The sequence below is a fragment of the Actinomyces provencensis genome, from assembly GCF_900155435.1.
Taxonomy (GTDB): domain Bacteria; phylum Actinomycetota; class Actinomycetes; order Actinomycetales; family Actinomycetaceae; genus Pauljensenia; species Pauljensenia provencensis.
The window spans coordinates 706,262-729,188 of record NZ_LT700212.1 but is presented as its reverse complement, the minus strand read 5'-3'; the positions used below and the strand labels follow the sequence as shown (position 1 = coordinate 729,188).

The 22,927-nt window shown below is 70.7% G+C and carries 21 protein-coding genes; 10 read left to right on the top strand and 11 right to left on the bottom strand.

Features of this window, described 5'->3' with window-relative positions:
- A partial coding sequence (gene sucB, locus BQ9890_RS03115) for a 2-oxoglutarate dehydrogenase, E2 component, dihydrolipoamide succinyltransferase (RefSeq protein ID WP_078062198.1) occupies positions 1 to 1,247 on the top strand: 1,247 nt, incomplete at its 5' end.
- A gap of 75 nt (positions 1,248 to 1,322) precedes the next feature.
- Here sucB and BQ9890_RS16685 read toward each other — a convergent pair.
- Positions 1,323 to 2,597 carry a protein kinase family protein gene (locus BQ9890_RS16685; protein ID WP_075889284.1) on the bottom strand — a complete coding sequence of 425 codons (1,275 nt, stop codon included), beginning with the start codon at positions 2,595 to 2,597 and terminating at the stop codon, positions 1,323 to 1,325.
- A gap of 213 nt (positions 2,598 to 2,810) precedes the next feature.
- Here BQ9890_RS16685 and BQ9890_RS03105 point away from each other — a divergent pair, with 213 nt between their 5' ends.
- The 6 genes from BQ9890_RS03105 to BQ9890_RS03080 all read left to right on the top strand — a co-directional run bounded on the left by BQ9890_RS03105 (position 2,811) and on the right by BQ9890_RS03080 (position 8,695).
- Entirely contained in the window at positions 2,811 to 4,049 is a 1,239-nt protein-coding gene (locus BQ9890_RS03105; protein ID WP_078062197.1) for an MFS transporter, read from the top strand.
- A gap of 26 nt (positions 4,050 to 4,075) precedes the next feature.
- Positions 4,076 to 4,777: a DUF4191 domain-containing protein gene (locus BQ9890_RS03100; protein ID WP_075889282.1), complete on the top strand. Its 702-nt coding sequence runs from the start codon at positions 4,076 to 4,078 to the stop codon at positions 4,775 to 4,777.
- Between the two features lie 142 nt (positions 4,778 to 4,919).
- Positions 4,920 to 5,876 carry an ABC transporter substrate-binding protein gene (locus BQ9890_RS03095; protein WP_075889280.1) on the top strand — a complete coding sequence of 319 codons (957 nt, stop codon included), beginning with the start codon at positions 4,920 to 4,922 and terminating at the stop codon, positions 5,874 to 5,876.
- A 114-nt stretch (positions 5,877 to 5,990) separates the two neighbouring features.
- Positions 5,991 to 6,944: an ABC transporter substrate-binding protein gene (locus tag BQ9890_RS03090; protein WP_075889278.1), complete on the top strand. Its 954-nt coding sequence runs from the start codon at positions 5,991 to 5,993 to the stop codon at positions 6,942 to 6,944.
- Between the two features lie 9 nt (positions 6,945 to 6,953).
- Positions 6,954 to 7,892, top strand: a complete 939-nt coding sequence (locus tag BQ9890_RS03085; RefSeq protein ID WP_075889276.1) for an amino acid ABC transporter permease — start codon at positions 6,954 to 6,956, stop codon at positions 7,890 to 7,892.
- 38 nt (positions 7,893 to 7,930) lie between these two features.
- Positions 7,931 to 8,695: an amino acid ABC transporter ATP-binding protein gene (locus tag BQ9890_RS03080; RefSeq protein ID WP_075892633.1), complete on the top strand. Its 765-nt coding sequence runs from the start codon at positions 7,931 to 7,933 to the stop codon at positions 8,693 to 8,695.
- Between the two features lie 13 nt (positions 8,696 to 8,708).
- Here the strand turns inward: BQ9890_RS03080 and BQ9890_RS03075 are convergent, their stop codons facing one another.
- From BQ9890_RS03075 to glgA, 7 genes are all read right to left on the bottom strand, one after another.
- A complete protein-coding gene (locus BQ9890_RS03075) occupies positions 8,709 to 9,416 on the bottom strand; it encodes a histidine phosphatase family protein (protein ID WP_075889274.1) in 708 nt (235 codons plus the stop codon).
- A gap of 35 nt (positions 9,417 to 9,451) precedes the next feature.
- Positions 9,452 to 12,412, bottom strand: a complete 2,961-nt coding sequence (locus BQ9890_RS03070; RefSeq protein ID WP_075889272.1) for a bifunctional [glutamine synthetase] adenylyltransferase/[glutamine synthetase]-adenylyl-L-tyrosine phosphorylase — start codon at positions 12,410 to 12,412, stop codon at positions 9,452 to 9,454.
- Entirely contained in the window at positions 12,412 to 13,746 is a 1,335-nt protein-coding gene (locus BQ9890_RS03065; RefSeq protein ID WP_075889270.1) for a glutamine synthetase family protein, read from the bottom strand. The genes BQ9890_RS03070 and BQ9890_RS03065 overlap by 1 nt, the downstream gene beginning before the upstream one ends.
- Positions 13,747 to 13,819: 73 nt before the next feature.
- The gene (locus BQ9890_RS03060; protein WP_075889268.1) at positions 13,820 to 14,719 is read right to left on the bottom strand and encodes an SPFH domain-containing protein; all 900 of its coding nucleotides are present in this window, start codon (positions 14,717 to 14,719) and stop codon (positions 13,820 to 13,822) included.
- A gap of 53 nt (positions 14,720 to 14,772) precedes the next feature.
- On the bottom strand, positions 14,773 to 15,234 hold the full coding sequence (locus BQ9890_RS03055) for an NfeD family protein (RefSeq protein ID WP_230297790.1): 462 nt from the start codon (positions 15,232 to 15,234) through the stop codon (positions 14,773 to 14,775).
- A 55-nt stretch (positions 15,235 to 15,289) separates the two neighbouring features.
- On the bottom strand, positions 15,290 to 16,117 hold the full coding sequence (locus tag BQ9890_RS03050; protein ID WP_075892629.1) for an ABC transporter ATP-binding protein: 828 nt from the start codon (positions 16,115 to 16,117) through the stop codon (positions 15,290 to 15,292).
- Between the two features lie 82 nt (positions 16,118 to 16,199).
- The gene (glgA, locus tag BQ9890_RS03045; protein WP_075889266.1) at positions 16,200 to 17,429 is read right to left on the bottom strand and encodes a glycogen synthase; all 1,230 of its coding nucleotides are present in this window, start codon (positions 17,427 to 17,429) and stop codon (positions 16,200 to 16,202) included.
- A 177-nt stretch (positions 17,430 to 17,606) separates the two neighbouring features.
- Between glgA and BQ9890_RS03040 the strand changes: the two genes are divergently transcribed.
- Complete coding sequence (locus BQ9890_RS03040) at positions 17,607 to 18,845, top strand: glucose-1-phosphate adenylyltransferase (protein ID WP_075889264.1); 1,239 nt, start codon at positions 17,607 to 17,609, stop codon at positions 18,843 to 18,845.
- Between the two features lie 224 nt (positions 18,846 to 19,069).
- Positions 19,070 to 19,759, top strand: a complete 690-nt coding sequence (gene serB, locus BQ9890_RS03035) for a phosphoserine phosphatase SerB (RefSeq protein ID WP_075892627.1) — start codon at positions 19,070 to 19,072, stop codon at positions 19,757 to 19,759.
- 25 nt (positions 19,760 to 19,784) lie between these two features.
- On the opposite strand, the gene BQ9890_RS03030 is transcribed toward serB, so the two are convergent.
- Positions 19,785 to 20,288 carry a SixA phosphatase family protein gene (locus BQ9890_RS03030; RefSeq protein ID WP_075889262.1) on the bottom strand — a complete coding sequence of 168 codons (504 nt, stop codon included), beginning with the start codon at positions 20,286 to 20,288 and terminating at the stop codon, positions 19,785 to 19,787.
- Positions 20,289 to 20,328: 40 nt separating this feature from the next.
- Here BQ9890_RS03030 and BQ9890_RS03025 point away from each other — a divergent pair, with 40 nt between their 5' ends.
- Entirely contained in the window at positions 20,329 to 20,556 is a 228-nt protein-coding gene (locus BQ9890_RS03025) for a hypothetical protein (RefSeq protein ID WP_075889260.1), read from the top strand.
- A 3-nt stretch (positions 20,557 to 20,559) separates the two neighbouring features.
- Here the strand turns inward: BQ9890_RS03025 and BQ9890_RS03020 are convergent, their stop codons facing one another.
- Together BQ9890_RS03020 and BQ9890_RS03015 are read right to left on the bottom strand one after the other, a co-directional pair.
- Positions 20,560 to 21,210 (bottom strand): GNAT family N-acetyltransferase, encoded by a 651-nt coding sequence (locus BQ9890_RS03020; RefSeq protein ID WP_075889258.1) that lies wholly within the window; start codon positions 21,208 to 21,210, stop codon positions 20,560 to 20,562.
- Between the two features lie 84 nt (positions 21,211 to 21,294).
- Positions 21,295 to 22,905, bottom strand: a complete 1,611-nt coding sequence (locus BQ9890_RS03015) for an ABC-F family ATP-binding cassette domain-containing protein (RefSeq protein ID WP_075889256.1) — start codon at positions 22,903 to 22,905, stop codon at positions 21,295 to 21,297.
- Between the last annotated feature and the right edge of the window lie 22 nt (positions 22,906 to 22,927).

Below are 22,927 nucleotides of genomic sequence, written 5' to 3'. Positions count from 1 at the left end.
CGGCCCAGGCCCCGACTCCCGAGCAGACGGCACCCAAGGAGTCCGAGCCCGACGAGGAGTCCGCGCCCGACGAGGAGTCCGCGCCCGACGAGAAGGAGCCCGAGGAGCCCGCACCCGCCGAGCAGGCGCCCGCACCCGTGGAGCACCACGCCCCGCCGGCCCCGCCGGCCCCGCCGGCACCTGCGCACGCCGCTGGCCACGTCGCGCCCCCGGCGCCCCCTGTGCCCCACGGAGCCGTCCCCACACCCGGCTTCCCGACCCAGCAGTCACTCGCCGCGGTCGCCGGAGCCAGTGGCCGCAAGGTCGAGGCCGCCGAGGTCGCGGCCGTCGCCGGTGGGTACGTCACCCCGATCGTCCGCAAGCTGGCCCGTGAGCTGGGTGTCGACCTGACCTCGGTGACCGGGACCGGGATCGGGGGACGCATCCGCCGCGAGGACGTCCAGGCGGCGGCCGAGGCCGCCAAGGCCGCGGCGCCGGCGCCGGCCGCCGCTCCGGCCGCGCCTGCCGCTCCCGAGCTCGAGGTCTCCCCCCTGCGCGGCACCACGGAGAAGATGACGCGCCTGCGTCAGACGATCGCCCGTCGCATGGTCGAGTCCTTGCAGACGGCCGCCCAGCTGACGACCGTCGTCGAGGTCGACGTGACCCGGGTCGCCGCACTGCGTGCCCGCGCGAAGGGACCGTTCCAGGAGAAGGAGCACACCAAGCTCACCTTCCTGCCCTTCTTCGTCAAGGCCGCCACGGAGGCGCTGCTCTACCACCCGAAGATCAACGCGACGATCGAGGGCAAGGAGGTCACCTACTTCGACCACGAGCACGTCGGCATCGCCGTGGACACCCCGCGCGGTCTCCTGGTGCCCGTGATCCGCGACGCGGGGACGTTGTCGATGGCGGACATCGCCCGCACCATCAACGACCTCGCGGCACGCACCCGTGACTCCAAGGTCTCCGCGGACGAACTGTCCGGATCGACCTTCACGATCACGAACACGGGATCGGGCGGGGCGCTCTTCGACACCCCCGTCCTCAACATGCCCGAGACCGCGATCCTGGGGATCGGGACCATCGTCAAGCGGCCCGTGGTGGTCAAGGACCAGGACGGCAACGAGACGATCGGGATCCGTTCCATGGTCTACCTCGCACTGTCCTACGACCACCGTCTGGTCGACGGCGGCGACGCCGCCCGCTACCTGATGACCGTCAAGAAGCGCCTGGAGGAGGGCGCCTTCGAGGCCGACCTCGGCCTCTGACGCACCGCCTCCCACCGGCCGGGTGGGTCGGGACCTGATGGTCCCGACCCACCCGGCCCTGCTCTGCACGCCGACTCACCCCGACGACTCCAGCGAGACCACCCGCCAGGGGTCCTGCGAGACCGTGACCTCCACCCCGCGCACCTCACCGCCGGGCACGTCGCGACAGCGTCCCTCCGCGCACCGCCGGTGCGGGAGCTGACGCAGCGAGGTCACGAAGCGCACACGGTCCTCCTCGCACGTGACCCCCTCCACCGGCCCGACCTCCGTGGCGAGGTCGTGGACAGTGGTCCCGGACGCCTCCAACACCCCCAGGACCTCAAGATCGGCGTCCACCAGCTCCTCGTGGGCAGCGGCGCCCAACGCGTCCCGGTCACCCGCCGCCAGCGCGGTGTCGCGCACGGCCACGAGTGAGGTGAAGACCTCCCGGAGCTCCTCATCCGGCGGACAGGGGGCCGAGGCCCCCGGGAGGGGGGACGCCACCGGGCCCGCCGGGAACAGGAACGCGCGCAGGGGCACCACCCCTGCTGCCGCAGCGGCGGCCACCAGGACCAGGACGGCCCCGAGCACACGACCACGTGCACGGGGGCGCCGGTGGCGGGCGGGCGCGTCCCGACGCCGCGTCTCCTCCGAGAGTCCGACCCCCCGCAGGACCGCTCCCCCGACCTCGCCGGGGTCCAGGGGAGGTGGCAGGCGTGCGGCGGGTTCCGGACCGCCCGGCGCCGGTGCGATCACCGCAGGTGGTCCACCCGCCCCGGAGCCACCCACCGGGCCGGCGTCCACCGGTGGCACCGGAGTGAGGCCCAGGGCAGCGGCAATGCGTCCCAGGGACTCCAGGTCCCCCTCGGGGCCCGCGGTTGCGAACCCCCACCCGGGCGTCCCCTCCACGCCCTCGGTCCCGTCCACCACGTCGACGAGGACCGCGCAACCATCTGGTCGCACGATGACATTGGCCGGTGAGACGTCACCGTGGACCAGCCCCACTGCGTGGAGCTCCCCCAGGCCGCGCTCCACGCCCTCCACGACCCGCTCGCGCACCTCCCGGGTGCGCAGACCACCGCGCAGCATGAGGGACTCCAGGGTGTCCCCCTCGACCCGCTCCATGACCACCGCCCAGCGTCCGTCCCCGTGTCGGGCGACATCGAGCAGGGCGACCACGTGGGGCGAGGCGATCCCCGCCCAGGCGCGCCACCGCGCCTCCAGCACCTCGCCGTCGTGGGGGGCACGCAGGGTGACCAGGGCACGCCCACCGTCCGCACCGGTCGCATTCCACAACGGACCCCCGGCGGCCATGAAGGCCAATGATGTCAGCTGATACCCGTTGATCTCCATCCACACAGGTTGATGCATGGCCGACACCTCGACAAGGGGTCGCGCGAACCTGTGGACACAGGGGCGTGTGAGCGGACCGGCGCCCCCGGTCGGTCCTGCGGGCTCCGGCAGCCCACAGGACCACGGCATCGGCTACCATCGGGAGGTCCGTCGCTCACCCGGCGGACCGCCCGCATGCTCCGTGTGGTTGAGCACCGGACCCTTGCGGGCACCTCGACCCGGAGCACTCCTGTGCATTCCTCACCCTTCCGCGCGCTCGCGCACTACCGGTCCCTCCCCGCGCTCATCGGTCGCCGGTCCATGGTCATCGCCTTCCTGGCGCGCGCCCCCTATGCCATGGTCCCCCTGGGGACGATGACGGCCTTCACCGCCTCAACGGGGTCCGTCGCCCAGGGTGGTCTCGCCACGGGGATCACCTCGATCTCGACGGCAGTGGCGTCACCTCTCATCGGGCGCTGGGCCGACCGGCGTGGGCAGCGGCGCGTGCTGCTGACGCTCACCCCCCTCAACGCCCTGGCACTGACCGCCATGTTCCTCGCAGCGGTCCAGGGCTGGGCGGGGGCACCGATGTGGACCGCCTGCCTGGTCGCTGGTGCCACCTGTCTGCCCATCGGGTCCTTCACCCGGGCACGGTGGGTGGCACGCACCTCAGGTCCCCGGGAGCTCGGCGCCGCCTTCTCCTACGAGTCGATGGCCGATGAACTCGTCTTCGTCCTGGGTCCCGCCCTCGTCGGCATCGCTGCCTCCGCGGCGGCGCCCGCAGCTCCCCTCGCCCTGGCGGTGGCACTGGTGGTGTGCGCGGGCCTGCCCTTCGCACTCTCCGCCCCCGACGATCCCGCGGACGCGCCCTCGTCCTCCCCGGAGGTCGACTTGGCCAAGGCACCCCGACCCCGCATCACGGCCGTGCTCGCTGCCGTCGCCCCCGCCATCGTCGTCATGGTCTGCATCGGTGCCTTCTTCGGCTCGGTGCAGGCCGGGACGACGGAGCGCGCCGAACTCCTCGGTGCCCCGGGCAGTGCCGGTCTGGTCTACGCCCTCATGGGGCTGGGCTCCGGTGCCATGGCGCTGATGGTGGTCCTCGTCCCCGAGTCCGTCCGGCTTCCCACACGCGTCTGGGCCGGCGGACTCGGCATGGGGGCACTCATGGGCGTCGTCGTCCTCCAGGACTCCCTGGGCACCACTGCGCTCGCACTGCTGGCGGCGGGCCTCTTCGTCGGGCCCACCATGGTCACCGCCTTCTCCCTCACCGAGCGCCTGGCGCCCACTGGCGGCATCTCCGTGGCCATGACCTCGATGCAGTCCGCGGTCACGATCGGAGTGTCCCTGGGTTCCTCCCTGGGTGGACTCCTGGCCGCTGCCCGGGGCCCGGCAGGTGCCTTCGGGGTGGCCATCACCGTGTCCGCCTGCATCTGTGCGTGCGGGCTCACCATGGTCCTGGCGGAGAGGCGGCGTCCGCGTACCGGGAAGTGACTCCGGTTGGGTAGCATGGAGGTCCTATGGCTGAGAAGACGAAGGCACCCGCAGAGAAGAAGAGGCGCTGGTACAGGAACCTGGCCGACGCCTACCGCATCACGCAGCGCACCTATCCCTGGATCGGGTGGGCACTCGGCGGCATCGCCGTCGTGGTCATCGCGCTCAGCGTGCTGGTCGCCGTGCTCACCCACGCGAACATCGTCCTGTGGGTCCTCACCGGCGTGATGCTGTCCGTGCTGCTCGGGATGGTGCTCCTGTCCACGCTGGTGCGCCGCGCCATGTACGCCCAGATCGACGGCACCGCGGGTGCCGTCTACGCGGTGATCAGCCAGATCAAGCGCGGCTGGATCATCTCCGAGCAGCCCGTCGCCGCCAACAGGGAGCAGGACGTCATCTGGCGCCTCATCGGGCGCCCCGGCGTCGTGTTCATCTCCGAGGGTCCCTCCTCCCGCGTGCGGCCGCTCCTCGCCGCCGAGCGCAAGCGCGTCAACCGGGTCGCACAGAACGTGCCCGTCATCCTCATCCAGTCGGGTCACGAGGAGGGACAGGTCCCCCTGGGCAAGATCGAGCGCCAGTTGAAGAAGCAGAAGAACGTGCTCACCAAGGAGGAGGTCCCCGCCATCTCCCAGCGGCTCAACGCGCTGCAGTCCACGGGTCTGCCGATCCCCAAGGGGATCGACCCCACCAAGGCCCGCCCGAGCCGCCGGGCCATGCGGGGCCGCTGAGCACACCCCGACGCACCCACCTGTGGACGCCCGCCCCCTGCCCGGGGGCGGGCGTCCTCCGTCGGATCGTGAGACGAGCGCGCGCATATTATGCGCTCTAGTGCATACTCAATGGGTACACACCCTCCACGAGGAGCACCCCATGCGCAGACTTTCCTCCGTCCTGGCCCTGACGGCCGTCGCCACACTGGCGCTCGCCGGATGCAGCGACCCCGACACCTCGGGTGACCAGTCGGCCTCCGGCAGCGACCAGTCCGGCACCAGCGACGCCACGGCGGCGCCCGGCGTCACCCCCTTCGACACCTCCACGCTCTCCGCCGTCCCCGAGGTCGAGGCACTGGTGCCCCAGGCCGTGAAGGACCGCGGTGTCCTGCGCAACGGCGCCTCCACCGACTACGCCCCCGGGGAGTTCCGCGCCTCGGACGGTCAGACCCCCGTGGGGTACGACATCGACCTGGTCAAGGCCCTCGCCGCCGTCATGGGCCTCGAGGAGGGCACGACGACCCACGCCGAGTTCCCCACGATCATCCCGGCGCTCGGCACGAAGTTCGACGTCGGTGCCTCCTCCTTCACCATCACGAAGGAGCGCCTCGAGCAGGTCAACATGGTCTCCTACGTGGAGGTCGGTTCCTCCTACGCGGTGGCGGAGGGCAACCCCAAGGACTTCGATCCCACCGATCCCTGCGGCGCGATCATCGGTGTCCAGAACGGCACCTTCCAGCAGGACTACGTCCAGACCCTGTCCGAGCAGTGCACCAGCGACGGCAAGGACGCGATCACGGTCATGCCCCTGGACCTCCAGACCGATGTCTCCACCAAGGTGATCGGCGGACAGTACGACGCCACCTTCGCCGACTCCACCGTCATCGGCTACACCATCGAGCTCGCCAAGGGCCAGCTCGAGCAGGTCGGTGACGTCATCGAGTCCGCACCCCAGGGCATCGCGGTGGCCAAGGACGACACGGAGCTCGCGGACGCGGTCCAGGCCGCGCTCCAGTACCTCATGGACAACGGCCAGCTCAAGGAGATCCTGGGGGCCTACGGCGCCGAGGACGCAGCACTGTCCACTGCGGAGCTCAACCCCTCCGTCAGCGAGTGAGCCCGTGGGGGTGCCCGGTCAGTGGGCACCCCCACGACCCACTCCATCACGGACGTAGGCTCTTCCATGACCAAACCTTTACGTCGAATCAGCCTCGACCAGGAGTTGTTGACCATGCGCAGGACATTTGCAGGACTTGCCGCCACGGCCGCAGTGGCGCTGCTCATCAGCGGCTGCTCGGATCCCTCCGGCAGCAGCCAGAGCGCCTCGGGTGACTCCGCGTCCTCGGGCACGGACCAGGGCTCGGGAGCCGTCCCGGGGACCTTCGACGCCTCCACCCTGGAAGCCGTCCCCGAGATCGTCGCCCTGGTGCCCGATGCCGTCAAGGACCGCGACGAGCTGCGCAACGGCACCGACACCTCCTACGCACCCGCGGAGTTCCTCGCCGACGACGGTCAGACACCCATCGGCTACGACGTCGACATCGTCGACGCCCTCGCCCGCCTCATGGGTCTCTCCGGGGCGAAGTCCCAGACCGCCGAGTTCCCTGCGATCATCCCGGCCCTGGGGACCAAGTACGACGTGGGCGCCTCCTCCTACACGATCACCGATGAGCGCCTTCAGCAGGTCAACATGGTCTCCTACATCACCGTGGGTTCGTCCTACGCCGTGGCGGAGGGCAATCCCAAGGGCTTCGATCCCGCGGATCCCTGCGGCTCGACACTCGGCGTGCAGAACGGCACCACCCAGTTCGACTACGCCAACGACCTCGCCGAGAAGTGCAAGGCGGACGGCAAGGACGCGCTGACCGTGATGCCGCTGGACCTCCAGACGGACGTCTCCACGAAGGTGATCGGTGGACAGTACGACGCCACCCTGGCCGACACCACGGTCATCGGCTGGACGGTCAAGCAGTCCGGCGGCAAGCTGGAGCAGATCGGGGAGGACTTCGGTGCCGCTCCCCAGGGCATCGCGGTGGCCAAGGACGACACGGAGCTCGCGGGCGCGGTCCAGGCGGGGCTCCAGTACCTCATGGACAACGGCTACCTCGCGGACATCCTCGAACCCTACGGTGTCGCGGACGTCGCCCTGACGACGGCCGAGCTCAACCCTGCGGCCAGCGAGTGAGGTGACGGCATGGCACAGCACACCCTCGACGGCGTCGACCTGATCCGGGCCCGACCCGTCCCCCGCCCGGGGCGTCTCGCCTCGGCTGCCCTCGTCGCCCTGCTGGTCGCCATGGCGGTCCACGGACTGGTCACCAACCCGAACTACCAGTGGCCGGTGGTGTGGGAGTGGCTGTTCTCGCGCACGATCCTCATCGGCGTCCTCTACACGCTGCTCCTCACGGCCGCCGCCATGGTGCTGGGCACCGTCCTGGCACTGCTGGCCGCCGTGATGCGGCAGTCCCCGAACCCCGTGCTGCGTGGCGTCTCCTGGTTCTACATCTGGTTCTTCCGCGGGACACCCATCTACACGCAGCTGATCTTCTGGTCCCTGCTGCCCTCCCTCTACCCCCAGCTCAGCCTCGGCATCCCCTTCGGCCCGGAGTTCGTCGTCTTCGAGACGAACCGGGTCCTCACGACCCTGTGGATGGCCATCCTGGGTCTGGGCATGAACGAGGGCGCCTACCTCGCCGAGATCATCCGTGCAGGTCTCAATGCCGTCGACCGCGGCCAGTGGGAGGCGGCCACCGCCCTGGGCATGCGGCGGGGGCTCATCATGCGTCGCATCGTGCTCCCCCAGGCCATGAGGGTCATCGTGCCCCCGTTGGGCAACGAGACCATCTCCATGCTCAAGACCACGTCCCTGGTCTCCGCGATCCCCTTCACCCTGGAGCTGACCTTCGCGGCATCGACGAAGGGACAGAGCCTCTTCGCCCCGATCCCCCTGCTCATCGACGCCGCCATCTGGTACCTGGTCATCACCTCGATCCTCATGGTCATCCAGAGCCGCATCGAGCGCCACTTCGGTCGTGGCTTCGACGCGAGGTCCACCCAGGCACGCAGGTCCGACCCCGACTCTCCTGACGACGACAATCCTGTCCCCGACCTCGACCTGGAGGTGACCCCGTGAGCACCCCCACGACCACGACCACGAGCACGACGACCGCCATGGTGCAGGCGACCGGGATCCACAAGTTCTTCGACGATCTCCACGTCCTGCGTGGCATCGACCTGACGGTCATGCCGGGACAGGTCTGCGTCGTGCTGGGACCCTCCGGTTCCGGCAAGTCGACGCTGCTGCGCTGCATCAACCAGTTGGAGACGATCAGTGCGGGGCGTCTCTACGTCGAGGGTGAGCTGCTCGGCTACCGCGAGGTCGTCAAGGGCGACCAGAGCGTGCTGCACGAGCTCCCCGACAAGGAGGTCGCCCGCCAGCGGGCCCGCATCGGGATGGTGTTCCAGCGCTTCAACCTCTTCCCCCACATGACCGCCCTGGAGAACGTCATGGAGGCCCCCGTCCACGTGCTGGGGAGGAAGCGGTCACAGGCCCGCACGCGCGCCCTGGAGCTGCTGGCACGTGTCGGACTGGCGGACCGTGCCGACCACTACCCCTCGGAGCTCTCCGGTGGGCAGCAGCAGCGCGTCGCCATCGCCCGCGCCCTGGCCATGGACCCCGAGATCATGCTCTTCGACGAGCCGACCTCCGCCCTCGATCCCGAGCTGGTCGGCGAGGTCCTCCAGGTGATGAAGGACCTCGCCGCCTCGGGCATGACCATGGTCGTGGTCACCCACGAGGTCGGTTTCGCCCGCGAGGTCGGCGACAACGTCGTCTTCATGGACGAGGGCGTGATCGTCGAGATGGGCCCGCCCCAGCAGGTCATCGATGCCCCCCACGAGGCACGCACGCGGTCCTTCTTCTCCAAGGTCCTCTGAGGCGGGGAGGCCCTCACACCCGGCGGGCGGGCTCCAGGACCGAGGGCTCGGCCAGGTCGACCCCGGCGGGCACGTCCCACTCCCCCACGGGTCGATCGTTCCAGGTCAGGGCGTGGAAGTGGTCGCCCCTCCACTCCAGGACGGTGGTGTGGGTGTTGCCCATCGGATGGGCCTCCACGAGCTGCGCGGGCACATTGTCCGTGAGGTTCGGGGTGAGGGCGCGGATGATCGCGCCGTGCGCCACGATGACGCCGGTCGCGTCCCCGTCCTCCTCCGCGCCGGACACGTGGAGCACACGCGCGCGCACCTCCTCGACGACGGGCAGGGCGCGGCGCAACAGGAGGTGCCCGTCCTCCGCGCCGGGCATACGCACGTCGAGGTCTCCCGACGCCCATCGCGACATGGTGCGCAGGTAGCGCACCACCGAGGCGGGGTCGGCATTCATCTCGAGGTCACCGGCGCGGATCTCCCGGACGCCCGGGCGCACCAGGGGGCTCAGCCCGTAGCGCTCCAGCAGGGGACGTGCCGTCTGGCGGGTGCGCAGCAGGGGTGAGACGGCGACCACGCAGGGGGCGGGGGCGACCTCGTCCTCCCAACGCCTGGCGAGCGCCTGTGCCTGCGCCACCCCCGCCGGGTCCAGGGAGGCCCCCGGGCGTGAGGTGTCCAGCGCGCCACTCCTGTTGGACGACGTCTGACCGTGCCTGACCAGTACCAACCGCATGTGTTCCCTTCCTGCCCGGGTGACCCCGGGGCACGTCACTCCCAGAAGAGCCTGTCCATGACCTCGCGGGACCGGCGCGCCGCGCGCAACCAGTCCTCCTCCAACGCCGACTCCTCACCCGCCCGGTACCCGAGCAATCGCGCCAGCAGCACGAGCTCCCGGTGGACGCGGGGCAGGACGTCCAGCTTGACGCCCGAGGTCCGTCCCGTGGCGAGGACGTTGCCCGCGCGGATCCGGGATGCCAGGGACCATGCCTCCCGCAGGATGGCGGCGTCGTCCTCCTGGACGAGACCGGCGGCGACCTCCGCCTCCAGCGCCGCCAGGGTGTGCGTCGTGCGCAGTCCCTCGACCGCTCCCGCGTGACGCAGTTGGAGGAGCTGGACGACCCACTCGACGTCGGAGAGCCCTCCGGGGCCGAGCTTGACGTGGCGGTTCGGTTCGATGCCGCGCGGGAGCCGTTCGGTCTCCATGCGCGCCTTGAGGAGGCGGATGTCGCGCAGCTCCCCCGCAGTGGGTTCCGCGCCGTAGCGGATGGGGTCCACCACCCGGAAGAACTCCTCCAGGAGGTCCTCGGGCCCGGCGGCAGGGCGCGCACGCAGCAGCGCCTGGCGCTCCCACGTCGAGGCCCACCGTCCGTAGTACTCTCGGTAGGAGGCCACCGTGCGCGACATGGGGCCCGAGCGGCCCTCCGGGCGCAGGTCCATGTCCACGCCCAGGCTCATCTGGGCGGTCGTGGTCCCCAGGAGGGCCCGCACCCGGTTGGCGACGTGGGTGGCGGCCTCCGCCGCCCGCGCCTCCGGGACGCCCTCGAGGCCACGGTGGACCACCAGGATGTCGGCGTCCGAGGCGTAGGAGGACTCCTCACCCCCGTAGCGTCCCATCGCCACCAGGGCGATGTCCGTCTCCGTGGTGCCGTGCTCCTCGGCCCATTCACGCTGGGCGATGGTCAGGGCCCCGGAGAGGGCGGCGTCGGAGGACTGTGCGATACCGGGTCGGGTCGGGGCGATGCCGCACAGCGCGTCCGCGAGGCCCGCGCGCGTCACCTCCCGGGACCGCACGGCCCGCACCCGCAGGGCCGCCGTGCGGGCGTCGGGATGGCGACCCACGAGGGCGGCCACCTCGGAGCGGAGACGCTGGGGATCCATGGGTTCCAGCAGGTCGTCGTCATCCAGCCAGGAGATCGCCTCGGGTCTGTTGGACAGTGCGTCGGCGATCCACCTCGAGTTGGGCAGCATGCGGCACAGGCGCGCCGCCGCCACCCCGGAGTCCCGCAGCAGGGACAGGTACCAGTGGGAGTCGCCGATCTGTTCCGAGAGGGTCCGGAAGCTGGCCAGCCCCATGTCGGGGTCGGCACCGTCGGCGAGCCAGGAGATGATGACGGGCAGGAGGTGGCGCTGGATGGTCCCGCGCCGGGACGTCCCTGCGGTGAGGGCGGAGATGTGGGCCAGGGCCCCGCGCGGGTCGAGGTAGCCGATGGCAGCCAGACGGGCCCGGGCGGCGTCCTGGTCGAGCGCGGCCTCGTCGGGGCTCAGGCGTGCCGTCGCCGCGACGATGGGCTGGTAGTAGACGTCCTCGTGCAGGGTGCGCACACGGTGGCGCACACGGTCCAGCTCCGCGGTCAGGGCCTCTGCGGAGGGGAAGCGCGTGGCGTCCAGGGAACGTCCGATGGTGCGCAGCTCATGGGGGTCGGAGGGCACCAGGTGGGTGCGGCGCATGCGCAGGAGTTGGGTGCGGTGCTCCACGGCACGCAGGAAGCAGTAGCAGGTGGTGAGCTCCGCGCCCTGGGCGCGCCCGATGTAGCCCCCGGCCGTGAGGGCTGCGATGGCGGAGACGGTGTCACGCACCCGCAGGGACCCGTCGGTGCGGCCGTGGACGAGCTGCAGCAGCTGCACGGTGAACTCCACGTCGCGCAGGCCCCCGAGTCCGAGCTTGAGCTCACGGGCAGCCTCACGGCGCGGGATGTTGTCCTCGACGCGGGTGCGCATCGCCCGGGCGTTCTCGACGAACCCGTCGCGACCCGCGGCGCTCCACACGAAGGGCGCCACGGCCTCCTCGAAGGCGTGCCCGAGCGCCGCGTCCCCGGCGGCGGCCCGCGCCTTGAGGAGTGCCTGGAACTCCCAGGTCTGGGCCCACTTCGTGTAGTAGGCGACGTAGGAGTCCACCGTACGCACCAGGGCACCGTCGCGCCCCTCGGGGCGCAGCGCCGTGTCCACGCTCCACAGGGGCTGTTCGGCACCGGCACCGGAGCACCCCTGGGCGGCCAGTGCCGCCAGACGGGTCCCGATCTCGACGACCTCGCGTTCGTCCGCCCCCGAACCGGGGGCGGCCTCCGCGACGTGGACGACGTCGACGTCGGAGATGTAGTTGAGCTCCCGGGCCCCGGTCTTCCCCATGGCGATGACCGCCAGGCGCACCCGGCCCCCGGGGTCGATGTCTCGACGGGCCAGTGCCAGGGAGGCATCGAGGGCCGCGTCCGCCAGGTCCGAGAGGCGCCGCCCCACCTCGGGCATCAGGGCGACCGGATCCACCGACGTCGCGTCGTCGGCGACCAGCCGGAGCAGGACCTGACGATAGGCGCGACGCACCGCATCCGCGTCGGCGTCGGGAGCCGCGACGGGGGCGGGAGCCCCGGGATCCGCGCCGACGGCACCCATGAGCAGCTCGTGGACGGGCCCGTGGTCCTCCCACACGGCGGGGACCCGCTCGGGGTGGGTGACGAGCAGGTCCCCCAGGGCGCGGCTCACCCCCATGACCCCCAGCAGACGGTCCAGACGCTCACCGCCCCCGTCCAGGAGTCCCGCCACCAGCTCCGGTGCGGACTCGTGGAGGCGGACCGCCTGGAGGAGTGCCAGGTCGGGGTCCGCGCAGCGCGTGAGCACCCCCAGCCAACGACGCGGGTCACCGGGCAGGTCGCGCAGCAGGCCGATGGCCCGCTCGGGCTCGACGAATCCTCCCGAACGGAGGCCACTGGCGGTGGGACGGGACCCGTCGGACATCAGTTGACCTTGATGAACTGTCGGATCTCCTGCGGGGTGATCTGGTTGCGGTACTCCCGCCACTCGTTCTCCTTGTTGCGCAGCACGTAGTCGAAGACCTCCTCGCCCAGCGTGCGCGCCACCAGGTCGGACCCCCGCATGAGTCCCACGGCCGATTTCAGTGACGTCGGCAGGGACTCGATGCCGAGCACCTGGCGTTCGCGTTCGGACAGGTCCCAGACGTTGTCCTCCGCCTCCGGGACCAATTCGGTGCGCTGCTCGATGCCGTCCAGGCCCGCGGCGATGAGCACCGCGAGACCCAGGTAGGGGTTCGCCGCCGGGTCGATGCCGCGGTACTCGATGCGCGCCGACTGCTTCTTGGCGGGTTTGTAGAGCGGGACGCGGACCAGGGCCGAGCGGTTGTTGTGACCCCAGCACACGAAGCTGGGGGCCTCGCCACCTCCCCACAGGCGCTTGTAGGAGTTCACGTACTGGTTCGTCACCGCGCACACCTCGCGGGCGTGGGCGAGCAGACCCGCGATGAAGTGGCGGCCGGTGGCGGAGAGCTGGTACTCGCCCGACGGGTCGTAGAAGGCGTTGAGCTCGCCCTCGAAGAGGGAGATGTGGGTGTGCATCCCGGAGCCGGGCTGGTCGATGAAGGGCTTGGGCATGAAGGAGGCGACCATGTCCTCCCGCAGTGCGACCTCCTCGATCACCGTGCGTGCCGTCATGATGTTGTCGGCCGCAGCCACCGCGTCCACGGCGCGCAGGTCGATCTCGTTCTGGCCCGGCCCGCCCTCGTGGTGGGAGAACTCCACGGAGATGCCCATGTCCTCCAGCATCCGCACCGCGCGGCGCCGGAAGTCGTTGGAGTCCCCACGCGCCACGTGGTCGAAGTAGCCGGCGTTGTCGATGGGGACCAGGTGGTCGACCGTGACGGGCTTGCGGAGCAGGTAGAACTCGATCTCGGGATGGACCATGACGGTGAAGCCCATGTCCCGGGCACGTTCGACCGTGCGCTCGAGTGCCCCGCGCGGGTCCGAGCGGGCCTGGTTCCCGTCGGGGGTGAGCACGTCGCAGAACATCCTCGCCACCTGGTCGTCCGCCCCCCGCCAGGGGAGCACCTGGAAGGTGGAGGCGTCGGGCAGCAGGAGCATGTCGGACTCGTGCACGCGTGTGAGTCCCTCGATGGCCGAACCGTCGAAGCCGATGCCCTCACTGAAGGCGTCCTCCAGCTCGCCCGGATCGATGGCGACGGACTTCAACACCCCCGCCACGTCCGTGAACCAGAGTCTGATGAAGCGGATCCCCCGCTCGGCGATCTCCTGGAGCACACGCTCCTGCTGACGGTCCATGCCCTTGCCTCCTGTGTGCGTACGAGGGCGGCGCCCCGGGGAGTCCGACCCTTCCCCGGGCGCCACCGGTGTGTCAGGCCTTCGTTCCGCCGTCGTCCCCGACACCGAATCCCTTCGAGATCGAGTTGAGTGCGGCGGTGAGCTCGGTGGGGACGACCCAGATCTTGGACGCATTGCCCTGGGCGATCTGGGGCAGTGTCTGCAGGTACTGGTAGCTGAGCAGGTCGGGGGTGGGGTCGCCCTCGTGGATGGCGGTGAAGACGGTCTCGATGGCCTCGGCGTCGCCCTTGGCGCGGGTGACCGCCGCCTGGGCAGCGCCCTCGGCGCGCAGGATCTGGGACTGCTTCTCGCCCTCCGCCTGGAGGATCTGGGACTGGCGCACGCCTTCGGCCGTGAGGATCGTGGCACGCTTGTCGCGCTCGGCGCGCAGCTGCTGCTCCATGGCCTGCTGGATGGTGGGCGGCGGGTCGATGGCCTTGAGCTCGACGCGGTTGACGCGGATGCCCCAGCGCCCCGTGGCCTCGTCGAGGACCCCGCGCAGCTGACCGTTGATCTGGTCACGGCTGGTGAGGGTCTGCTCCAGGTCCATGGAGCCGATGACGTTCCTCAGTGTGGTCACCGTGAGCTGCTCGATGGCCTGGATGAAGTTGGCGATCTCGTAGGTCGCGTGCATGGGGTCGTTGACCTGGTAGTAGATCACCGAGTCGATGGACACCACGACGTTGTCAGCGGTGATGACGGGCTGGGGCGGGAAGCTGGTGACCTGCTCGCGCAGGTCCACACGGGAGGCGATGCGGTCGACGAAGGGGATCACCAGGTGCAGCCCGGCGAACATGACGGAGTGGAACTTCCCGAGGCGCTCGACGACGAGGGCTCGGGACTGTGGGACGACCTGGATGGCACGGGCGATGACGACGATGACGAAGAGGACGACGAGCGCCAGGATGACGGTGCCGACGATGGACTGCTCCATGCGGGACTCCTTCCGGGAGTGTCTGGGAACGGCGGGGGCAGGTTCTGCTCAGGTCAGGTCTGGTCGGGGGGCGGCTCCACGATCGTCTGCAGCGGGCCGACCACGGCGGTGGCCCCGTCGATGCGCACCACCCGCACATGGGTGCCCGCTGGCACCTCTGCGCGGTCCTCGGTGCGGGCACTCCAGGTCTCCCCCGCCAGGCGCACGCGCCCCTCCACGCCGGTGAGGCGGGTGAGTGCCACGGCCTCGCGACCGATGAGGCTCTGGGCGTTGGTGCGGATGTCGGGGGTGGCGCGCGCCAGGTGACGCCGCGCCCAGGGACGCACGAGCAGCAACAGGACCACGGCGGACACCGTGAAGACGGCCACCTGTCCGACCAGGGGAACCCCGAGGGCTGCGGCACCGGCGGCCAGGACGGCCGAGATGGCGAGCATGAGGAAGATCAGGTCCACGGTGACGACCTCGACGATGCCGAGGACCAGACCGGCGGCGAGCCACCAGACGAAAACCATCATTCCTCACTCCCCGGGCGCACTGCGCCCTCTCGGTGCCCACCCGGTCGGGTGGTCATCAGCCCGCAGCACCCCCACGGGTCCCCGAACCCCTGTTCTCGCGGCTCGGGGCATGGGCCCACCACCGCCCGTCCGTGCGTCCTGCGCTGAGCGGGAGGTGGAAGGCCCGCGAGAGGGTGACCCCCGTGATCGTGTCCTCCACAGGACCGGCCGCGAGAATGCGCCCCTCCGTCATGACGGCGGCGTGGGTGAAGCCCTCGGCGATCTCCTCGATCTGGTGCGTGACGAGGATGAGCTGTGGGGAGGCCGGGTCCGAGGTCAGCTCCTGCAGGGCCCCCACGAGCAGCTCACGTGCCCCCAGGTCGAGACCGGCGGTGGGCTCGTCGAGGATCAGCACCTCGGGGTCGGCCATGAGTGCGCGGGCCAGGAGGACGCGCTGGCGCTCCCCCTCCGACAGTGTCCCGAAACGCCGATCGGCCAGGGCCCCGATGCCGAAGACGGCCATGAGGTCCCCTGCGCGGTCCGTGTCGACCTCGTCGTAGGACTCGCGGAAGCTCACCGACTGACCCCAGGAAGCCGTGAGGACCACACTGCGCACGTGTTCGGACCCGGGAATCCTCTGGGCCACGCTCTGGGAGGAGAGACCGACGCGGGTGGCGAGCTCGCGGGGGTCCGTCGCCCCGATGCGTTCCCCCAGGACGGTGGCCGTCCCGGTGGTGGGGGTCTCCCGCCCGGCGACGACCCGCACGAGGGAGGTCTTCCCCGCGCCGTTGGGTCCGAGCACCACCCAGTGCTCCCCCACCCGGGTGGTCCACGAGACGGAGTTGAGGATGCGCGTCCCTCCGCGCACGAGTGTGACCTCCGAGAGGTCGACGACGGTCTCCATGTTCACAGCCTATCCGCCCCGGTGGGCCCCCACCTGCCGACACGAGCGCGGTCCGAGCACGCGCCCCGCCTCCTCCCGCCCGTCAGGAGGAGAGCAGTGACTCGTAGAGTTCGACGGTCTGGCGTCCGATCGTCTCCCAGGAGAAGTCCGTGCGCGCACGCTCCAGCCCGAGTTGGCCCATCCGGCGGGCGCCGTCGGGGTCGTCGATGACCTTCATGATCCTCTCGGCCATGTCGGCCTCGAACTGGCGGGGGTGGATGGGGGTGCCGGTGCCGTCCTGCTTCTGCTCGACGGGGACGAGGTATCCCGTCTCCCCGTCCACGATGACGTCGGGGATCCCTCCGGTGGCGGTGCCCACCACCGGCAGGCCCATGGCCATGGCCTCCAGGTTGACGATGCCCAGGGGCTCGTAGACGGATGGGGTGATGAACACGTCCGCCGCGGCCAGGATCGAGGTGATCTCCTCGTGCGGGAGCATCTCCTGGATGAGGACCACGCCGGTGCGGGTCTCCTGGAGGGTGCGGACCAGTCCGTCGACCTCGACGGCGATCTCCTTCGTGTCGGGCGCACCGGCGCAGAGGACCACCTGGACGTCCGGCGAGAGCCCGCGCACGGCGCGCAGGAAGTAGGGCAGCCCCTTCTGACGGGTGATACGGCCGACGAAGACGACGGTGGGACGGGAGGCGTCGATCCCGAACTTCTCCAGGGTCGCCTGCTGGAAGGACTTCTCCTCCGGGGTGGAGGGCACGTGCCACTCGTCGAGGTCGATGCCGTTGTGGATGACGTGGACCCGATCGGGGTCCACCGAGGGGTAGCACCGCAGGATGTCGTCGCGCATGCCGCGTGAGACCGCGACGACGGCGGCGGCGCCCTCGTACGCGGTCCTCTCCACGAAGGAGGAGAGTCGGTACCCGCCCCCCAGCTGCTCGGCCTTCCAGGGGCGCAGTGGTTCCAGGGAGTGCGCGGTGACGACGTGGGGGACGTCCTGGAGCAGGGAGGAGACGTGTCCGGCGAAGTTCGCGTACCAGGTGTGGGAATGGACGAGGTCGGCGCCCTCGGTCCCCACGACCATCTCCAGGTCGACACCCAGGGTCCGCAACGCGGCATTCGCACCCTCCAGCTCGGAGAGTTCGGAGTAGCCGGTCACACCCGGACCGGCACCCGCCGAGCCCGCGTCCCGGGGACCGTCGAAGGCGTGGACCCTCAGGTCCGCGACCAGTCCGCGCAGGACGCGTGCAAGCTCTGTGACATGGACCCCGGCACCGCCGTAGACGTGGGGCGGGTACTCACGGGTGAGCAGATCGACGCGCATGTGGTCCTCCTGGCTGACGTGATCGGGCGCACCACCGAGCCTAGCGGCTGGCCGCACGGGCCACGTCCGCTTGGCCGGTGTTGTGGAGGTGGCGGGGTGTCAACCGCCACGTCCCCGCAGGAGGACTCCCCGACCGAACGCGCCCGCGCACGCGCGGCGCATGCCTAGTCTGGAGCCATGGCGCACAATCATGTCCTTGCAATCGTCCTGGCCGGTGGTGAGGGGAAGCGGCTCATGCCCCTGACCGCGGACCGGGCCAAGCCCGCAGTGCCCTTCGGGGGACACTACCGACTCATCGACTTCGCCCTGTCGAACATGGTGAACTCCGGCTACATGAAGGTCGTGGTGCTCACCCAGTACAAGTCCCACTCCCTGGACCGCCACGTCACCAAGACCTGGTACATGTCCCCCCTCCTGGGCAACTTCATCGCCCCGGTGCCCGCCCAGCAACGCCGGGGACCCCACTGGTACCTGGGCAGTGCGGACGCCATCTACCAGTCCCTCAACATCGTCGACGACGAGAAGCCCGACTACATCGTCATCATCGGCGCGGACAACATCTACCGCATGGACTTCTCCCAGATGGTGGCCCACCACATCGCCTCGGGACTCCCGGCCACGGTGGCGGGCATCCGCCAGCCAGTGGAGCTCGCCCCGGCACTGGGCATCATCGACGGCAAGGACGGGGTGGTCCAGGACTTCCTGGAGAAGCCCAAGCACGCCCAGGGTCTGCCCGACGACCCGACCAAGGTGCTGGCCTCCATGGGCAACTACGTGTTCACCACGAAGGACCTCATCGCCGCACTGCGCGAGGACGCCTCCGATGACGACTCCCGCCACGACATGGGGGGCGACATCATCCCCTGGTTCGTCAAGCGGGGTGGCTGCGGGGTCTACGACTTCAAGGACAACGAGGTCCCCGGGTCCACGGAGCGTGACCGCAACTACTGGCGTGACGTCGGCACCCTGGACGCCTACTACGAGGCCAACATGGACCTCATCAGCGTCCACCCCGTCTTCAACCTCTACAACAGGGACTGGCCGACCATGACGCTGCTGGACGGCTCCCTCCCGCCCGCGAAGTTCGTCTACGGGGACGAGCACTCCCGCATGGGCCACGCGGTGGACTCCTTCGTCTCGCCCGGGGCCATCATCTCCGGGGGCGAGGTCTACCACTCGATCATGTCCCCGGGCACCTACGTGCACTCCTGGGCCCTGGTCACGGACTCGGTCGTCATGGACGACACGCGCATCGGGCGTCACGCCATCGTCTCGAAGTCGATCCTCGACAAGTCCGTGGTGGTGGAGGAGGGTGCCGTCGTGGGCGTCGACCTCGAGCACGACCGCGAACGCGGCTTCACCGTCACGGAGTCCGGCATCACCGTCGTCCCCAAGGGAATGGTCGTCTCCAAGTGACGCAGGCGCGCCCGGTCGCCGTCGCCGTGCTGGCGCCGGCCCCGATCGTGTGCCCCCCCGACCTCCCCGCGCGCCTCGGGATCCCCGGTGGTCAGGTGTCGCTCGTGCGCTCGCCCGCGCGTGGGGGCGGCCCGGCCTGGCACGTGCTGCACATCAGCGGCACCGCCGGGAGCACCTTCGATGGCGCACGCGCCCGCGAGGTGCTGCGACCCCTCGGTACCGACGTGGTGGTGGTCCCGGGGCCCTTGGTCGCAGCCGCTCCCGGACTGGTGGTCACCGACGTGGACTCGACGCTCATCACCCAGGAGGTCATCGAGGAGCTCGCCGGCCACGCCGGGACCCGGGAGCAGGTCGCGGAGGTCACCGCCCGGGCCATGGACGGAGAGCTCGACTTCGCGGAGTCCCTGCGCCTGCGCGTCGCGACGCTCGCCGGTGTGCCCGCCACGGTCTTCGGTGAGGTCCTCGCCGCCATCGTCCCGACGCCCGGCGCCGGTGACCTGGTGGAGACGGTGCACGCCAGCGGTGGGGCATTCGGGGTCGTCTCGGGAGGGTTCGAGGAGGTCGTGGCCCCCCTGTGCCGAGGCATGGGGATCGACCACTGGGTCGCCAACCACCTGGAGGTCCGCGACGGGTACCTCACGGGGCGCGTGAGCGGGGAGATCGTCACCTCCGCCACCAAGGTGTGGAAGCTGCGGGAGTGGGCGGCGGAGCACGACGTGCCCCTGGAGCTGACCGTGGCCATGGGCGACGGCGCCAATGACGTGCCCATGATGCACACGGCGGGTCTCGGCGTCGCGTTCTGCGCGAAGCCCACCGTGCGTGCCGCGGTCCCCGACACCATCTCCGTGCAGCGCCTGGACGCCCTGGCCGGGATCCTTGCGCTGCCCGGCACGCCGGGCCGGTCCGCGCACTGAGCCCCGACCCGTCCGGGGAGCCCCGTCACCGGGAGGGATGCAACGGCGCGTGCAGCAGCCGCAGCGTGCAGGCCCCCTCGTCCAGGTCCGCCCACTCCCCCTCGAATCCGAGGATGACGGCCGTCGCAGTCGGCACGCCCAGCCCGACCTCGTCGCGGTCCTCCCGTGTGGCGGCCAGCACGGTCGCGGCACTGGAGATCGTGGGCTCGTGGCCCACCAGGACGGCCGTGTCACCTGTGAGGGACCGCGCGATCTCCACGACCGCCTCGACCCCGGCCAGGTAGAGCGAGTCGTCCACCCACTGCCGCCGCAGGTCCACCGCGTCCGCGATCTGCTCGAGGGTCTCCCGGGCCCGCTCCGCGGGGGACACCACGGCCGTGTCGATCCGCGGCAGTACCTCCGCCAGTTCGAGTCCGAGACGCCGCGCCTGGTCGCGGCCCTCCGGGGTGAGGTGGCGGCCCCGGTCCCCCGACGTGGATGAACCCTGGGCCTTGGCGTGGCGGACGAGGACGAGCGTGCGCGTGGTCATGTCGCCTAGGGTAGTGGGGCACCGCACATGAGGAGGCACGATGGCACTGGCACACGGGCCCGAGGACCTGGTCTGCTCGGCCCGGGAGTGCGAGGAACCCGCCACCGTCGCCGTCCTGTGGTCCAACCCGAGGATCCACACGGGTCGCCACAAGACGTGGCTGTCCTGCGAGGCGCACCGGCAGTTCCTCGTCGACTACGTGGGTCGCCGGGACTTCCCGGTCGAGGTCGTCACCTTGGAGGAGCTCGCCGCCCGCGAGGGGGAGTGACCCTCACAGGGTCCGGTTGCGCGCCGCCAGCAGGTCGGGGTCCAGGGGCCTGTCGGCGAAGACGAGACGCGTGCAGGCCTCCCCGCCCGGCACCGGTGGCCGGTGCATCCGTACCCGCAGTGCCTCCCCCGTCACGCCCTGCCAGACCAGGTCCAGGCCGAGGCGTCGGCAGACCCGCTCGGAGGCGGGGTTGGTGGAGAGGACCGCGGCGGTGACCGCCAGGTCGGGCACCCGCTCGGCCAGCAGGTCCAGCACCGCCCGTGCGGCCTCGGTGGCGTAGCCGCGGCCCCAGACGTCGGGGCGCAGGCGCCACCCGATGTTCACCAGTGCGCCCGTGGGCACCAGGTCCTGTGGCGCCGTGGTGTCGGTGACGATCCGCATGGGGGTGTCGCCCTCGTGGGCGAGGACGAATGCCCCCGTGCTCCCGATGACCCGGCCTTTCCCCCGCCGGCGCACGGCGAACTGCCCGATCCCGAGTCGTCGGAACGACGCCCGGGAGGACGTGACGAAGGACCGCGACTGCCGGGGGTCCGACCATCTCCCCATGGGGAAGTGCCCCCATGTGGCCGGGTCGGTGTAGAGGGAATGGAGGGCCGGGGCGTCCTCCTCCACGAGGGGACGCAGCTCCAACCTCTCGGTGGTCAGGACGGGCATGCGCCCCAGCCTAGGCCGCGCGGCGGCGGCCCCGGGCCGACGCGACGTTCGCTGCGGCCCGGGGCCCGGGTCACAGCGGCGGGCTCAGGTGAGGGTGACGAGGTCCAGGTAGGAGGGGTCCCAGAGGTCCTCGTCCGCGTCCGGCAGGACCAGGACCCGGTCCGGCTCCAGGGCCTCCACGGCACCCGGGTCGTGGGTGACCAGGACGACGGCGCCCTCGTAGGTGCGCAGCGCGTTGAGGATCTCCTCACGTGAGGCGGGGTCGAGGTTGTTGGTCGGCTCGTCCAGGAGGAGGACGTTGGCGGCGGAGACCACCAGGGTCGCCAGGGCCAGTCGCGTCATCTCGCCTCCGGAGAGCACCGAGGCGGGCTTGTCGACGTCGTCCCCGGAGAAGAGGAACTGTCCGAGCACGTTGCGCACGTGCGTGGTGTCCAGACCGGGGGCGGCGTGGGCCATGTTCTCGTAGACGGTGGCCCCCAGGTCCAGGGTCTCGTGCTCCTGGGCGTAGTAGCCGAGCCTGAGCCCGTGACCGTCCACGACCCGGCCGGTGTCGGGCTGCTCGATACCGGCGAGGATGCGCAGCAGGGTCGTCTTGCCGGCACCGTTGAGTCCCAGGACCACGACCTTCGCCCCGCGGTCGATCGCCAGGTCGACACCCGTGAAGACCTCGAGTGACCCGTAGGACTTGGAGAGCCCCTCCGCCGAGAGCGGCACGCGGCCGCAGGGGGCGGGCTCGGGGAAGCGCAGGCGGGCGACCTTCTCCTGCTGGCGTTCCTCACCGACGGAGGAGAGCAGGTCCTCCGCCCGGCGCAGCATCTGCTGGGCGGCGACGGCCTTGGTCGCCTTCGCGCGCATCTTCTCACCCTGGGAACGCAGCTGTTCGGCCTTCTTCACGGCGTTGGCCCGCTCGCGCCGACGCCTGCGCTCGTCCTCCTCGCGCTGCTTGAGGTAGGCCGACCACCCCAGGTGGTAGATGTCCACCTCGGCGCGGTTGGCGTCGAGGTAGAAGACCTGGTTGACGGTCTCGTCGAGGAGTTTGACGTCGTGGCTGATCACCAGGAAGCCGCCGGGGAACCCGCGCAGCCAGTCACGCAACCAGATGATCGAGTCGTGGTCCAGGTGGTTGGTCGGCTCGTCGAGCAGCAGCACGTCGGCATCGGAGAAGAGGACCCGGGCCAGCTCCACGCGGCGCCGCTGGCCGCCGGAGAGGGTGTCCAGGGTCTGGTCGAGGACTCGGTCCTCCAGGCCCAGCGCGTGGGCGATCTGGGCGGCCTCGGCATTGGCGGCCCAGCCCCCGGCATTGGTGAACTGCTGGTCCAGGCGCACGTAGCGCTCCATGGCTTTGACCTGACGGTCCCCCTCCAGGGTGGACATGTCGTGCTCGGCCCGGCGGATCTTGGCGATGAGGGTGTCGATGCCACGCACGGAGATGATGCGGTCGCGGGCGAGCTGCGACTGGTCACCGACGTGGGTGTCCTGGGCGAGGTATCCCACGGTCCCGGTGCGGGTGATCGTGCCCGTGTGCTCGGCGGTGCCACGGTCGGCCTCCCCGGCCAGGAGGCGCATGGTCGTCGTCTTGCCGGCACCGTTGCGGCCCACCAAGCCGATGCGCATCCCCTTGTCGATGCGGAAGGAGACGTTGCGCACGAGCTCGCGGGCGCCGATGCGCAGCGAGAAGTCCTGGACGTTGATCACCCGCGGCAGTCTAGTCGGTGCC